The organism is Petrimonas mucosa (genome assembly GCF_900095795.1).
Lineage (GTDB): Bacteria > Bacteroidota > Bacteroidia > Bacteroidales > Dysgonomonadaceae > Petrimonas > Petrimonas mucosa.
In genome coordinates, this window is sequence record NZ_LT608328.1 from 2,450,888 (window position 1) to 2,467,154 (window position 16,267).

The window sequence follows — 16,267 nt, forward strand, 5'->3', positions numbered from 1 at the left end:
ATGAAACAGCTGTTCGCCTTCATTCAAAAAGAGTTTTATCACGTATTCAGGGATAAGCGTACGCTGCTCATCCTCTTCGGCATGCCTGTCGTGCAGATCCTGCTGTTTGGATTTGCACTCAACAGCGAAGTGAAGAACATCGGAGTCGCTGTGCTGGACAATGCCCGGGATGCCGCAAGTCAACAGTTGATCTCCCGGATTAGCAGCAGCCGCTATTTTCACCTCATGGAACCGTTGCTGAGCTATGATGAGGTTGAAAACCGCTTCCGATCGGGGAAGATCAGCTGTGTAATCATCCTTCCGAGCCGGTTCGGCAACCTGTTGTATCAGGATGAAGGGGCCCCCATACAGATCATCGCAGATGCCTCAGACCCCAACACGGCCACCACTGTAAACCACTACCTGAACACCATCCTCCAGCAGCATGTGCAGGAGATGAATGCAGTGCTGCCGGCAGCTTTCAACATCATTATCGAAACACGCCACCTCTATAATGAGGAGCAGAACGGCTCACTCAACTTCATTCCGGGTGTGATAGCGCTTATCTTCATGATCGTGAGCACAGCGTTGACCTCCGTAGCTGTAGTGAGGGAGAAGGAGAGCGGTACGATGGAGGTGTTGCTGGTCTCCCCGTTCAAACCGTTTATGGTATTGATCGCAAAGGCGATCCCCTATCTGGTGCTATCGCTGATCGACTTTATCGTCATACTGCTGCTGGCTCTCTTTTTGTTGGATGTGGCAATCAAGGGGAGCCTGCTGCTCATCTTTGTAGAAAGTCTCCTTTTCATTATTACCTGTCTATCGCTTGGACTGCTGATCTCCAACGTCACCAATTCGCAACAGGCTGCCATGATGCTCTCCATGGCGGGAATGATGTTGCCCACCATTCTGCTCACCGGTTTCATGTTCCCGCTGGAAAACATGCCCGGTTTTTTTCAGGTGCTCTCCTATGCAGTGCCCTCCAAATACTATTACAGCATCATCAAGACGGTCATGCTGAAAGGACTCGGCATCGCCTACGTCTGGAAGGAGACCCTGGTATTGGTAGGGATGTCTGCCATCCTCCTCTCCCTGGCACTGAAAAGATTCAACATCCGGTTATCATGAAAACCCTGCGTTACATATTACAAAAGGAGTTCAGGCAGATCTTCAGGGACAGGACCATTCTGGCTATCATGTTCGTCATGCCTACAGTTCAGTTGATGATCTTTCCCCTGGCTGCCAACTTCGAGGTGAAAAATGTGAGGGTGGCTTATATCGACCATGACCACAGCAGCTATTCCCACCAGTTGAGGAATAGAATCGCCGCTTCAGGTTATTTCAAGATGAGCGGCAACCCCGGTTCTTTCCGGGAAGGATTGGAGCTGGTGGAACGGGGAAGTGCCGACCTGCTTCTGGAGATTCCGGCAGGATTCGAAAGGAATCTGGTACGGGATAGACGTCAGCAGCTTAACCTCTCCGTGGATGCCATCAACGGGACAAAGGCTTCAATTGGCGCAGCCTATCTCTCCAGCGTCATTTCCGATTTTGTCAAGGAACTCGATCTGAAGGTGAAATCCCCCGAGGGGATCCAATTCTCACCCCAAGTAAAGGTGGAGATTATCAGCTCCTTCTGGTACAATCCACATACCAGATACAAGTACTACATGGTGCCTGCCATACTGGTAATTCTGCTAACCATGATCGGCGGGTTCATCAGTGCATTGAACATCGTGCGGGAGAAAGAGATGGGGAGTATCGAGCAGATCAACGTCTCACCGGTAAAAAAGTGGCAGTTCATCCTCGGCAAGCTGATTCCATTCTGGATTGTGGGGATAATCGTTTTTACGATAGGACTTCTGGTGATGTATCTGTTCTACGGCATTTTGCCTGAAGGGAATCTGCTGGTGTTGTACCTCTTTGCAGCGGTTTACCTTGTAGCCCTGCTGGGATTGGGATTACTGATCTCCACCTTGGCCGACACACAATTGCAGGCCATGTTTATCGCCTTTTTTTTCATGATGCTTTTCATCCTGATGAGTGGCTTCTTTACCAGTACCGACAGCATGCCCCATTGGGCGCAGAGACTCTCCGAATCTACTCCGGTAACCCATTTCATTAGGGTGGTACGGCTGATCGTGTTGAAAGGCAGCGGTCTGGCGGAGGTTAGCACGGAACTGGGCTACCTTGCCCTGTTCGCGGTTGTACTCAACAGCCTTGCCATCTGGAACTACCGCAAGACAACCTGAATTGCCGACAATAGTTCTTGCCGGTCACAACTCGAAATTGAGTCCCAGGCCAAGGATATGTTCAGGCGGCAAACCGTTGAAGGTATAATAGAGATAGTACCACTCCAACTGCATATAGTTGGTGATATCGCGGGTACATGCCAGATAGTGACGGGTCTTTTTCCACCTGTCGCCCAGGTAAAGAGCTCGATTGCGATATAGGGACTCAACTTGCTTTCGGGAATGTCGTATGCAAGCTTCAGACGGCTTCGTAGCTCATGGGTCCCCTCTCCGGTGAGCCGATAGCGGTATCGTTCACGGAGTGACACCTTGAAATCGCCCGACTTGAGTATACCCATCAGGTCACCTTCGAGATAGTGTCTCCAACGATCCGGCTCGCTCACCGGAACATAGTTCACTCCCGTCTTGAGCCAGGGCAAGAAGTTGTAACCGGCGGAGAAACGGGCGTACCTGCAATTCAGACTCCTGAATTGGTAGACGTCGTTTTCCATGTAGACGGTAAGATAGGCCCGGTTAGCGATATCGTGATGGACCTCCATAAACATCCAGCTCCCGAGGTATCTCTCCTCCACTGCAGACTGGGCTTTGGCAAAGTATATGCCGGCGAAGGTCAGGAGTATCGTCAATAACGCTCTATTCATTATACCATTTTATGAGCAACAAAATTAATAAAAACTCCGGAAGAAAGTCCAATCACATCCCACACATGGAAGCCATTACCAACGACGCTCCTCTATATATCATTTTATACAGTATTTAGGGTTTGCTGAATAATTGGCATTTGTGTTGTATATCAGTAAATTAGTTGGTAAAAAATTTGCATAACTGCAAGAAATTGAGTATTTTTACTTCATAAACCTTGCATTTTATGATACGATACAAGAGCTCCAGGCAGCTTTCAATTTCAGAGTTCAAGATGCCCTTTGAGGCAAAACTGGATGAGAATAACCGGTGGGTTATTCTTTCAAAAATAGTTCCCTGGGAAGAGTTCGCCCGGCTTTATTACAAGAACTTCAAAAGCAACCGGGGTGCCCCCACCAAAGATGCCAGGCTTGTGCTGGGAGTAATCATCATCAAGCACATCATGAAGAGTGACGACCGTGGAGTAATAGAGATGATACAGGAGAACCCCTACATGCAGTATTTTCTTGGTCTCGAAGCTTTCACCTATGAACAGGTGATGACACCGTCACTGCTGGTCTCCATCAGAAAGCGAATCGACCTTGATGTCTTTGAATCATTGACGGACGACTTGATAAGAAAAGGGTTGAAGCTAAAAGCCGGGGCAAATCAAGAAGTGGTTGACAAGGATGCGAAGGATGAAGAAGATGATAATGATGACGATCCCGATCCGCATCCCGGGAACAAGGGGAAGCTCCAAATGGATGCAACGGTCTGTGATGCGGATATCAAGTATCCCACCGATCTGGATCTGCTGAACGAGAGCCGCCAGAAGGCAGAAGAGCTGATCGATGAGTTGTGTTTGAAACTGGGTATTAAAGATAAACCCCGTACATACAGAAGGGTTGCACGCAAGGATTTTTTGAATGTGTCGAAAATGAAGAGAAAACCAGCCAACGTGTTACGAAAAGCGATACGCAAGCAGATCAACTACCTGAAACGGGATGTGCGGACTATCAACGGGATACTGGACACCATAAAGGATAAACCGATTCCCTTCGACCGGCGGCAACTAAAGTATTTTTTTGTCATCCAGCATCTGCTGGAACAACAGGAGACGATGTATAAGAAGAAGAGCCATCAAGTAGAAGATCGCATAGTGAACATTCATCAGCCACATGTTCGCCCCATCGTCCGTGGTAAAGCCAAGGCCAAGACGGAGTTTGGCGCCAAGATCAACATCAGCCTGCTGGATGGCTATGCCAGGGTAGATCATTTCCACTGGGATGCGTTCAATGAGGGGCAGGATCTTCAGTCACAGGTTGAACGCTTCAGGAAGCTGACAGGGAAGTATCCGGAGCTGGTTCAGGTGGACAAGATATATCTTACCCGGGAGAACAGACGGTTCTTGAAAGAGAAAAGAATCCGCTACACCGGGGAACCACTGGGACGAAAGCCGGCAAAAGAGATCAAGAGCAGATACCAAAAACGTAAAGAGCGACGAGAGACGGCGGAACGCAACCAGGTTGAAGGGAAGTTTGGACAGGGCAAGCGTGGATATGGTTTAAATGATATCCGGGCCAGACTCTCCTCGACGTCAAGGAGTTGGATAGGGGCTATCATTTTTGTGATGAATCTGATCCGGCATATGAGGGATATTCCCTTACCTTATTTTGTCTCGTTACTACAGAAGTTAATGATAGTGAGAAATATAAACATTTATCCACTCGGGCCACAAATGAAATTGTGTGCCTGATTGGGAATTAATAAGCAGACCCTATTTATATCATATTTATTAATCGAATAAAATAGAACCACCCCTATATTTGTAAAATGTGGTCTGTAAATGAATATGTGTACGTACACATAACAGTAATTAGTGAGCTCTCGATTCAGAGTAACCGTTATAGGAGAATCAACTTTAAACACTCTTCACTTAATTAGGGTACTGAGAGTTACCCAAATGTAAAAACCTTTATTTACTAAAATAAATCATTGCCGTCCGATAAAAACCGATTTTGATTCTTCGTTACTTTTAACCGGCTTATTATCAGTCGTTTCTTTTTATAATTTTTCTATTTTCAAAAGTAAGCCCCCCTGAAAAGGGTAAGCATCTCTAAATCCTGGTCATCTCGTTGCCAATCTCGTTCCGGGTTTTCTAAAAATTTTATCAAGTGCAGGTAATTAAACAGGTGTATCCTGCAAAATGACACCAGGTTGGAGAATGCCCAAGGCCGTTTCAACCGCTTCTGTATAACCGTGAGCAAGAGGTTCACGATCAAAGCGCAATATACCTGTATTTTTATCGCGTTCTCGTTATCCCCGAGGAAGTACTTCAGGGGGAAGTTTGATTTTAACTGCTTGAATAACAGCTCTATTTGCCATCTTATTTTATACAAGGCCGCTATCATGTCGGGCCGCATCTCGAACAGGTTGGTGAGGAACTCGAACTTCCTTTTCAACACCCTGTCGTAGAACACCACCTTGCGCAACTTCAGCTTGCTCCCGCCATCATCTTCCTTCACGGTCACCTCGATGATAGTGTCTTCCAGCACGCCGCTGTGGATGCATTCATCGATGTAAAGTTCTTGCTCCACCTTGTAAACGGCGTTCTCCTTGATGCGGGTAACGAATCCGGCTCCCTTTTCACAAAACAGCTTGAAGGCTTTATAATCGTTGTATCCCTTGTCGAAGACGTAAATAGTGTTGTCATCCGGTTCCAGTTTCCTCAACAGCAGGTGATCGTTCGTGGCAGCGGATGAGAACCATATCATCTTGGGAACGGGCTCGTCGACATTGATAACGGTGTGCACCTTGATCCCCCCTTTGCGTTTACCGTTCGAGGGTGTTCTGCCGACGCACTTCAAGATGTCCTGGAACAAACTGATAACCGTGCTGTCGAAGATCTCGACCTGCTTGTTCAACACATCTTTAAAGCGGGTGTCCGAGATCACGTGTTGGTACTCGCGAAGCAGGTCGTGGTACACGCCCGAGAAGAAATCAACGCTCCTGCGCTTGTTGGCGTCCGACAAGGTGCTCCGGTAGGGTATGTGGCCGAGCTGGAAATGCCTGGTCTTGCCTGAAAGACCGAGCATTGCACCCGCCACCTCGCGCAGGGAGGAGCATTTGGCGAAGACGCAAAACAACATGCTTATAAGGTGATCCTTAGCCGTGAAACGTTTCACGTAATGATCGGCCTTGTACCGTTTGCTGTTTCGGGCGATAATCCTTGTATCTACCATAGATATGAGCTGTCCGAATACCGATTGTCCAAAAAAATAAGTACTTTTGTTCATTGTAGACTTGTTTTGTGATGAATACAAAGCTACAATTATTAGTACGACGGGCAAAACTCAAATTTGCCCGCGTACTTTTTCTAAAAAGTTTTTATCGGACAACAGTGATTGTAGACTTGTTTTGTGATGAATACAAAGCTACAATTATTAGTACGACGGGCAAAACTCAAATTTGCCCGCGTACTTTTTCTAAAAAGTTTTTATCGGACAACAGTGAAAATAAATACCAATGAGATGAAAAGAAAAGTATTAAATCTAATGAAAGCAACCATCTTTGTCTTGGCATGGTTAGTTTGCTTGTACGGATCGGCCCAGGAAATTACCGTAAGAGGAAATGTTTCCGATGCAAATGGGGACCCGCTAATTGGTGCAACCATTCAAATCAAGGGAAGTACAATAGGAACCATCACCGACATGGATGGAAGGTTTGTGTTGCAAAACGTACCTTCCAACAGTGCCCTCGAGGTGTCTTATCTTGGAATGCTTACTCAGACCGTTGCACTGGAAGGAAGAAGCACGATCAATATTGTTTTGCAAGAAGATCTGGAGTTGCTGGACGAAATTATCGTTATCGGCTATGGTACCGCCAAGAGAAAAGATTTTACGGGCTCTGTCTCGTCCGTAAAACTGGAAGACTCTCCCGTTGCTCTTGCATCAAACCTTAATGCGCTGGAAGCTATAAAAGGAAATGTTTCCGGTCTTGACATCGGGGCTACCAATTCCGCAGGCGGTCAACCATCCATGCAAATGCGCGGACAAAAATCCATTTCCGGATCGAACGATCCCTTGATCGTACTTGATGGCGTCATTTTCATGGGAAGCATCAATGATATCAATCCAAACGACATTGCTTCTTTCGACATCTTGAAAGATGCCACATCTGCGGCGGCTTACGGTTCCCGTTCTGCCAACGGGGTAATCATCATCACAACAAAAAAAGGAAAGTCCGATAAGCCGATAATAAATTTCAACGCATCCGGAAGCCTTCAAAGCTGGATAAATCGCCCAAAGTTGATGAACGGCGAACAATGGATCGAGTCGGTTATGGCCAGAAACAACAGCACCGACTTGACATGGCTGAAACCTCAGGAAGCTGCAAACAGGGAGGCAGGCAAGGAGACAAACTGGCTGGATGCTTCGACGCGCACCGGCTGGATACAGGATTATCAACTCTCGGTATCAGGTTCAGGCGAGAAAATGAATTATTATCTCTCTGCTTCGTATGCAGATAACCAGGGTGTAATTATTGGAGACGATTTCAATCGCGCCTCGTTCTTGGGAAAGATCAAGACTGATATTACAAGCTGGTTGGAGATAGGGGTTGACGCAGCGTTCACCAAATCCGACTATTCGGGCGTAGGAGCCGCAATAAACCAGGCATATGTCATGTCACCCTACGGTGTCATGTATCGGGATGAAGAGAAGAAGTTACTTGAGAAATACCCCTATACGCAATCGGGTCAGAATCCTTTATGGGGAGTAACCAACGGTTCTCGTGACAATACCGACCTACGTGACAATTTCCGCATGAATGCCTACACCGTCATAAAACTCCCCTGGTTGCCCGGCTTGAGCTATCGTTTCAATTATGCCGGCAATATCGGAAAGGAGCGTAGATCGGACTTTTACTACGAATCTCATTACGTAAAAGAAGGAGCTTACGATGATGAAAGCCGCTATTCTCCAGAAGCTTACCAAAACTTGCTTTCAAATGCCAACGGCAGCATCGATAACCGGAATATAACAAGCTGGGTAATTGATAATATTTTAAACTATGTTGCCAACTTCGATAAGCACTCCATCGACCTGACGCTTGTCGCAACACGCGACCGAAGGGATTACAAGCGGGAAGTTATGACCGGAAATGATTTTGCCGCAAACGGAAACACAACCCTTGGAATTAACGGCCTCCACAAGGCGACAGTCCAAAAGATCACACTTGAAGGGGACAGGCGATCCAATATCGGATACCTCGGCCGTGCATCCTACTCATTCGACAACAAATATTTTCTCACTGCTTCATATCGGCGTGATGGGGCTTCGGTATTCGGAGTAAATCAAAAATGGGGTGACTTCATGGCATTTGGTTCTGCATGGAGAATTACCAACGAGCCGTTCATGAATGATGAAAACATACTCGATGATCTGAAGCTGAAACTCTCATGGGGTAAAAACGGTAATCAAGGACTTAGCCCGTACGGCACATTGTCTACCATCAGGAATGGAGCTGAAGCCGCTGCAAGATATCAATTTGGTAATAGCAGCAATATCCTTTACGGCATGATTCCCGGAACATTGGGTAATGCCGATTTGGGTTGGGAAACTACAGAGTCGTGGAATACAGGATTTGAATCGGCATGGTTGAACAACCGCATTTTCCTAGATGTGGATCTCTATTTCTCGAAAACAACCGACCAGATATTCGAAAGAAATATTCCAGTAATGACCGGATTCAAAACCATCAAATCTTCATTGGGCCAAATTAACAACAGAGGTGTTGAGATTACCCTGCGAACCATGAACATCACCAAACAGGATTTTACATGGATGACTGGGGTTACCTTCTGGCTGAACCGCAATAAACTGGCTCACTTGTACGGCGAAGACCTTGACGGCGACGGCAAGGAGGATGATGACATATCCAACAGCCGATTCATTGGGAAACCGCTTGGTGCAATTTACGGATATGTACAAGATGGAATCGTTCAGGAAACTGACACTGAATATATGGAGAAGAATGGGGTGAGTGCCGGTGTTCCCAAATACAAAGATCTGGATGGCGACAAGGTCATTACCGCAGCAGATCGTGACATTCTGGGATATACCACACCAAATTTCAAGTTGAACATGAGCAACACGCTCACCTATAAGAATTTTGACCTCTATTTCATGTTCACCGGAACCTTTGGCGGGGGTGGCTACTTTCTCAAGGCCAACAGGGAGGCTTATATGACAAACGGTTCAGGATTATTCAACTCGAACAGTATCTATATTCCCTGGTGGACGCCTGAAAACAAGAGCAACAAATACCCCTCGGCTGTATTTTCAGGAGACGGAGGGCGTTTCATGGGTCTGCAAAGCAGGGGATTTGTACGGTTACAGGATGTGACACTTTCGCACACATTCAAAGATAAGTGGCTAAAAGACCTGAACATCAGCAACCTCAAGCTATTCTTGACTGCAAAGAATCTTTTTACTATCACAAATTGGGAAGGTGATGATCCGGAGGTCGGTTCTGCCGTCAGAGAGAACACTTACCCTGTATTGACTTCATTCTCATTAGGTGCAAATATCAGTTTTTAAAAATTTATCAGTATGAAATCCAGAGAAATAAATAATATACTATTCGCCTTGTTGATCCCGTTACTTGTGTTTACCGGATGTAATGATGCCGATTTCTTGACGGAAAAACCGGAGACATTCTATACAGTAGACAATGCCTTCTCTACGTCGGAACAGGTTGATCAGGTGGTCATCAGCTGTTATGCACACGTAAGAAGCATGTTTGCAATGGGAGAAGAAAACAATACCTTTTTCGTATTCTCGGGCAATGGCACCGATATGTATGACGTGGCAACAATCCGGCGGGGAAACCGCTTTAATGATTATGGAATCATAACTCCAAGTAGTACTGAATTCAATAATAACTATTCGCACTGGTACCAGTTGATAGGCAAGGCAAACTTGGCACTCTATGCCGCGGAGTTACCCAACATAGTTTGGGGATCGCAGGAAAACAAAGCCTACACAGTGGCTCAGGCCCGCTTTTTCCGTGCATTCTGTTACCGGAATCTGGGAGAACTATATGGTGGTGTACCCATTGTTACGGAAATCACAACCACGCCTCGCTACGATTTTGAAAGAACCAGTCGTGTGGAGACCTATCAATTTGCCATAGACGAGATGGAAGCCATCCTGAATGATCTGCCGGTCACCACACCCATCGCCGGTCGCCTGGTAAGAGGTGCTGCCCAGCACAACTTGTGTCAGCTTTATCTGGACAAAGGTATTGCCCTTGAAGAGGAGGGGAAGGCTGCTGAGGCAAAGGCTGCATACGAGAAGGCGATCAGTTACGGTAATGATGTCATAAACGGTTCAGTCTACTCCCTGATGACGGAACGCTTTGGCACCCGCATGGACGAAAATCCAGACTTCTATTATGCAAATACTGAAGGCAACCAGAAACCTGAACGCTTATACTCTGCAGCCGGATATCCCATTGAGGGCAACGTCTACTGGGATCTCTTCCAGGAAGGAAATCAGGACTACCAGTCGGGCAATAAAGAGGCCATCTGGGTAGCACAGATTGATTACCAGGCATACAAAAAGGAGGATAACATGTCGAAACTCCCCTACTCCCGTATCTATGGACCTGTATTTCGGGATCCGCTTTCTACCCATCTTACCGGAACACTTGAGGATGTAGGTGGTCGCGGTATCGTTCAGATGATGCCGACGATGTATACACGCGACATTATCTATGAAGGAAAATGGGGAGATGACATGCGGAATTCGGAGGCAGTATTTCGCAGACTGTTCCTGGGGAATGTGGAAAGCTCGCCATACTTCGGCAAACCGGTACCTTGGAATGTGATCTACAAAGAGGGGCAAAGCCAAGATGCTGTCGATGCCGCAGTTACCCAATGCTTCCCTGTCTCTTGCAAAATCTATACCGATAAATATACGGGAATTGCTGACGGTGAAAACAGGAGCAATCTCTTCAGGGACGAGTATCTGATCCGCCTGTCCGAAACCATTCTCTTGCGCGCTGAAGCTAAAATGAGAAATGGAGATAACGCCGGAGCCGCATCCGATATCAACATGTTGAGGAGTCGTGCAAAATGCGGCTATATGGTACAGGCTTCCGATGTGAATCTCGATCTGGTTCTGGATGAGAGGGCAAGAGAACTTGTCTATGAAGAAAAACGCTGGAATACATTGCTCAGGATGGGAGGAACAGTCGCCGTAGAGCGCATCAAAAAGTACGCCTACTGGGACGATCCACGGGCAACCTTGACGAAAAACTTCAACCTGTGGCCAATACCTCAAATCGTCATTGACACGAACAAAGATATTGTAATGGCACAAAATCCGGGTTGGAACTAACAGTCCCAATATTTAGAGATGAGATGATGCCGGAGGGGGCGTACCCCTCCGGTAATCTTTATAAATCTGACCGGGAATTTGCATAAAATCGATTAAAAAACGATCCAGTCAAAAGAATAAATCAATGAAAATAGAGAAAACTCAGGGATTTACATCCGCTGCGATAATCCTTCTGATGTTGCTGTCAGGCTGCAAGCAGACAGAGTCTGACCATACAGGAACTAAACCGGTAGACTACAGTTATCTATCCGATAATTTCAAAGAGCCTGATCCATCCAGCGGTGTGAACTGCTGGTGGTGGTGGTTGAATGGGAATGTCACCAAAGCGTCCATAACCAAAGACCTGGAAGCCATGAAGTCAAAGAACTTCCAGGGGGCCATGATCTTTGATGCGGGCGGACACAATCAACGCGGGAACAACGAAATCCCCGCTGGTCCACTTTACGGTTCGAAAGAGTGGATCGAGCTTTTCGTATTCGCCCTCGACGAAGCCGAGAGACTCGGATTGGAGATCGGATTCAACATCCAGAGCGGATGGAATCTGGGGGGACCTTGCGTAACGCCGGAGTATGCAGCCAAACAGTTGACTTTTTCTGAAGTCAAGATCAGAGGAGGGCAGAAGATCACTCAACTGTTGAGCCAGCCACCACACCATAAGTTGTACGAAGAGATTGCAGTATTGGCATTTCCCGTTCGTGTAGATGCCACTGCAGATGAAGAGATCCACTTCCTAGATTATAAACTCGGATTCCATGAACTGGGCGGTTCTGCACCCGATACCCGTTTTCTGCTTGACAACAAGAGCCAGCCACAGGGTGCCGGGAGTTTCAAACCGGTTTATCGGATTGACAAGGAGGAGGTGATCGATATCTCACACCATATGGATGAGCAGGGCACCCTGAATTGGGAAGCTCCTGAAGGGGAATGGAATATCATGCGAATTGGCTATACCTGCACCAGGGCCGATGTCTCAACCTCAAGCGAAGGATGGCAAGGGATGGTACTCGACTATCTAAGCAAGGATGCTTTCGATTTCTATTGGCACGAGGTGGTCGATCCAATATTGGTTGCCTCGGGCAAACATGTGGGAACAACACTTAAATTCATGGAGACCGACAGTTGGGAATGTGGCGGCATGAACTGGACAAATAATTTCCCTGAAGAGTTCAAACGCTATCGTAACTATGACCTGAAACAGTACCTGCCGATCATTGCGGGACATATTGTAGATAATATTGACGCTTCACATGCATTCCTGGCCGATTTCAGGAAGACACTCGCCGATCTGGTGGCAAACAACCATTATGCCCGTTTTGCGGAGCATGCACATGAATACAACATCGGGATCCAGCCGGAGTCGGCCGGTCCCCATGCAGGACCTTTAGACGGAATAAAAAATTATGGATTTAGCGATATTGTCATGAGCGAATTCTGGTCACCATCACCTCACCGGCCAACTCCTCAACATCGCTTTTTTGTGAAACAGGCATCTGCGGCTGCCCATATTTATGGCAAGAAGATCGTGGGAGCCGAATCATTTACAACGATAGGCCCCCATTGGAATGACGAACTCTGGCACGATCAGAAATCCTCATTCGATCACGAAGTCTGTGCAGGACTGAACAGGGTCTATTTCCATACATTCACCGGCTCGCCAGAAGAGATGGGAGTCCCGGGACAGGAATACTTTGCAGGCACACACATCAATCCGCAGGTCACCTGGTGGCATGATTCCGATGCATTTATCGACTATCTGCACCGGACACAATTCCTGGTTCAGCAAGGTAAATTTGTAGCGGATGTACTCTATTATTACGGAGATCACGTACCCAATGTCTTCTCAAACAAGCAGTCGGATCCGGCCGGCGCATTACCGGGATTCGACTACGATGTAACCGACGAGACGATCCTGATGAAGTTGATGGTTAAAAAGGGCAAGATTGTTGTTCCCGGAGGCATCGAGTACCGGGTATTGGTACTCCCAGACCATAAGGTCCTTTCGCTCGACGCACTTAAAAAGGTGGAATCTATCCTATCGCAGGGTGCCGAAGTGATCGGATACAAGCCAGAACGGTTGATCAGCCTTACCGGTGGTGAAAAGGCCCAACGTGAATTCACAGAACTTGCAGACAAGATTTGGGGAAACGGCTCACCGGAGAAGGGCAGCAGGAAATACAAGAAGGGGATGGTTTCGTGGGGTGTTACTGCCAGGGATTATTTGCTGGCCAAGGGCATCACTCCAGACCTGGAGATCCCGAATATCGAAGATTTCGACTATATACATTATACAATTGGAGATATCGATCTCTACTTTATCAGTAACCAGACAGATCAGGCCAGAGATATGGCCTGCACATTCCGCATCGAAGGACGTCAACCGGAGATCTGGAACGCTTTAGACGGAGAGATCCGTGACGCAAGAGCATTTACTCAGCAAAACGGACGGACAACAGTTCCACTTTCGTTTGACCCCTACGGATCCATCATGATAATGTTCAACAAGAAGATCGGGAAGAATATCCAGGGAGAAGAAAAGACAAACTACCCGGCTCTCACTTTGGCCCAAGTGGTAGATGGCAGCTGGGATGTCTACTTTGATCCCCAATATGGTGGACCCGGTATGGTCACTTTCGATGAACTGACCGACTGGACCACCTCCGGGATCGAGGGGATTAAGTTTTACTCGGGAGCTGCAACCTACTACAAGGAGTTCAATTTCAGCCCTGAGAAACAAACCTCCTATTTCCTCCAATTGGAGAATGTAAAAGATGTGGGAATTGCCAGGATCAAGATAAACGGGACAGACAAGGGAGTAGTATGGACCAAACCATTCAGTATCAATGTAACCGACGAGTTGAAAGAGGGCAAAAACAGCCTGGAGATAACCGTACTCAACTCCTGGTATAATCGCGTGGCAGGTGATGAGATGAATCCACGTGATGATCAGATTACCCGAACCAATATTATTTTGAAGAACGACTTTAGAGGGCGTCCACGCACTGAAATTCCTTTGGAACCATCCGGGTTGCTTGGTCCCGTTTCAATCAAAAAGGCGCAATGAGAAATCAACCCTTTTGCACCTGGAGGAAAGATGGCTCCGGAGAAGTCCCCAGGTAAAAAGCAGGGAGATAACTTGTATAGAGAGAAGCGCAAGTAGCAGGATTTATCTCTCATGCTCTTGCGCTTCTTTTATTTGACGACCATGTCGGTAGATCCATTGATATTCAACCGGTCGAAGTTGCATCGACTCCCCAAAAACCGCAGACAGGAGAACTGTCTCCCCTTTCAAACCAGAAAACGGATAGTTGATTAACCATTGTTCAATCTTTTATATCTAATTTTATGCCATGAATTGCACATTTAATAGCGCCACAAGATACGAGGTTTTTGAATGAATAGTAAAATGATCATGAGAACAGGCAGTGAAGCTTTCCTATACAACAACGAGATTGCAAACGAGATATTAGGCAATATCTAAATATTTGGCAACCTTTATTTGCCCGATCCGGGGCGGCATGCAGTACCACATTGCTTTCCGATAGAAATACTTGTAAGTGGCATGGCAAAATTCCGTGTAAGTTCTCTTTCAAGATACGAAAGTGAGCTATTCACTTTCCGATGCAAAATGTATTATAATATGATTATCTGTTTATTATAAATATGCGGTACAAATATCAATACTTCGGTAAATATTCAATTAACCAATTAAAATTCAATGATTTACATAACATAGTTTAACATAAAAAAGATGGTTAAGTAGCTGATTATCAGTATCTTTATAGCTGATCAAAACCTAATAAAGATGGATAGAACCAGCATACTTAACCAATATAGAGGTATCTGTAGTGATGTTCTTGGTGAACTAACTACGAAGTTAAACAAAAGTTTCAAATCATTCCTTATGGAGACGCTTATTTTGTATCTGGTCATTCCCGGCAGGATTAATTTCCTACAATTGGGGAGATATGGCAAGTCGTGTGAACAGCGATTTCGCCAGAACTTCTCGAAGGATTTTGATTGGCTGGAGTTTAACTTGTCTTTGTCTGATAGGGTATTAACCGGAGATCGCAAGGCAATTGCCATTGATCCCAGTTATATATCCAAATCAGGAAAGAATACCCCTTGGATTGGTTACTTCTGGTCGGGTGCAGCCGGTCAGGCGAAAAGAGGATTGGAAATCCTGGGAGTGGGCCTTATAGACGTCGACAACAAGGATTGCATCAGTCTACAGGCCGTTCAGACTCCGGACCGTCAAACCCTGGAGAGTCGTGATGCCAACCTGATTGACTGGTACCTGCTGGTCATTAAATCGATGCGGGAGAAACTCCATCGGGCAAGCCGTCACGTGGTTGCCGATGCCTACTTCGCAAAGAACAACTTCGTTACGGGTCTGCAAGAGATGAAGTTTGATCTGGTCAGCCGCTTCAGGGATGACGCCGCACTTTATTATCCAACACTGCAGAAACCGACAGGCAAGAAAGGCAGGCCTAAACTCTACGACGGAAAGATTGACATGGCCAACCTGGATACAACCAGAGTGCAAAAGATCAATATTGATAACGGTGATCTCTACACCTTGATAGCCTATTCCAAATCATTTAAACAGATGGTCAGGCTTGTCATCTGGTATTCCAAGGATGGGAAAAATCCCAAACTGTTCTTCTCTACCAATCCTGAGATGAGTGGAAAAGATGTTATAGAATTTTACCGCACCCGTTTTCAGATCGAGTTTTGCTTCAGGGATGCCAAAGGCTTCACAGGACTGATGCAATCGCAGGCAAGGGACGTAGCAAAGCTATCGTTCAACTTTAATGCATCTCTTACCTCGGTCAACCTGGCAAAGGTGCTGGCAAGGGAAAGAGGTATTCCTTTTTCGATGGCATCATGTAAAACGATGATACACAATGCCTACTTGCTTGAACGATTTATTTGCGTGTCCGGCATTAAACCGAACAGAAGATTAAATGATAAACTTGTCAAGGAACTCATTGAGTTTGCAGCAAGTGCTGCTTGACT

At 46.4% G+C, this 16,267-nt stretch carries 9 protein-coding genes; 7 read left to right on the top strand and 2 right to left on the bottom strand.

Going from position 1 to position 16,267, the window contains the following annotated elements; all coding sequences use genetic code 11:
* The gene (locus tag ING2E5A_RS09895) at positions 1 to 1,107 is read left to right on the top strand and encodes an ABC transporter permease (RefSeq protein ID WP_071138311.1); all 1,107 of its coding nucleotides are present in this window, start codon (positions 1 to 3) and stop codon (positions 1,105 to 1,107) included.
* Positions 1,104 to 2,228 carry an ABC transporter permease gene (locus ING2E5A_RS09900; RefSeq protein WP_071137267.1) on the top strand — a complete coding sequence of 375 codons (1,125 nt, stop codon included), beginning with the start codon at positions 1,104 to 1,106 and terminating at the stop codon, positions 2,226 to 2,228. Before ING2E5A_RS09895 ends, ING2E5A_RS09900 begins: the two co-directional genes overlap by 4 nt.
* Here ING2E5A_RS09900 and ING2E5A_RS09905 read toward each other — a convergent pair.
* Positions 2,210 to 2,869 carry a DUF2490 domain-containing protein gene (locus ING2E5A_RS09905; RefSeq protein ID WP_083373288.1) on the bottom strand — a complete coding sequence of 220 codons (660 nt, stop codon included), beginning with the start codon at positions 2,867 to 2,869 and terminating at the stop codon, positions 2,210 to 2,212. The genes ING2E5A_RS09900 and ING2E5A_RS09905 overlap by 19 nt on opposite strands.
* A 227-nt stretch (positions 2,870 to 3,096) precedes the next feature.
* On the opposite strand from ING2E5A_RS09905, the gene ING2E5A_RS09910 reads away from it, so the two are divergent.
* A complete protein-coding gene (locus ING2E5A_RS09910) occupies positions 3,097 to 4,605 on the top strand; it encodes an IS5 family transposase (RefSeq protein WP_071135755.1) in 1,509 nt (502 codons plus the stop codon).
* A gap of 325 nt (positions 4,606 to 4,930) precedes the next feature.
* On the opposite strand, the gene ING2E5A_RS09915 is transcribed toward ING2E5A_RS09910, so the two are convergent.
* Positions 4,931 to 6,145 (bottom strand): IS4 family transposase, encoded by a 1,215-nt coding sequence (locus tag ING2E5A_RS09915; protein WP_071135810.1) that lies wholly within the window; start codon positions 6,143 to 6,145, stop codon positions 4,931 to 4,933.
* Positions 6,146 to 6,379: 234 nt separating this feature from the next.
* On the opposite strand from ING2E5A_RS09915, the gene ING2E5A_RS09925 reads away from it, so the two are divergent.
* From ING2E5A_RS09925 to ING2E5A_RS09940, 4 genes are all read left to right on the top strand, one after another.
* Entirely contained in the window at positions 6,380 to 9,448 is a 3,069-nt protein-coding gene (locus tag ING2E5A_RS09925; protein WP_071137270.1) for a SusC/RagA family TonB-linked outer membrane protein, read from the top strand.
* A gap of 12 nt (positions 9,449 to 9,460) precedes the next feature.
* The gene (locus ING2E5A_RS09930) at positions 9,461 to 11,251 is read left to right on the top strand and encodes a RagB/SusD family nutrient uptake outer membrane protein (protein ID WP_071137271.1); all 1,791 of its coding nucleotides are present in this window, start codon (positions 9,461 to 9,463) and stop codon (positions 11,249 to 11,251) included.
* A 124-nt stretch (positions 11,252 to 11,375) separates the two neighbouring features.
* Positions 11,376 to 14,312 carry a glycosyl hydrolase gene (locus ING2E5A_RS09935; protein WP_071137272.1) on the top strand — a complete coding sequence of 979 codons (2,937 nt, stop codon included), beginning with the start codon at positions 11,376 to 11,378 and terminating at the stop codon, positions 14,310 to 14,312.
* Between the two features lie 741 nt (positions 14,313 to 15,053).
* Positions 15,054 to 16,265: a transposase gene (locus ING2E5A_RS09940; RefSeq protein WP_071137273.1), complete on the top strand. Its 1,212-nt coding sequence runs from the start codon at positions 15,054 to 15,056 to the stop codon at positions 16,263 to 16,265.
* The last annotated feature ends 2 nt before the right edge of the window (positions 16,266 to 16,267 follow it).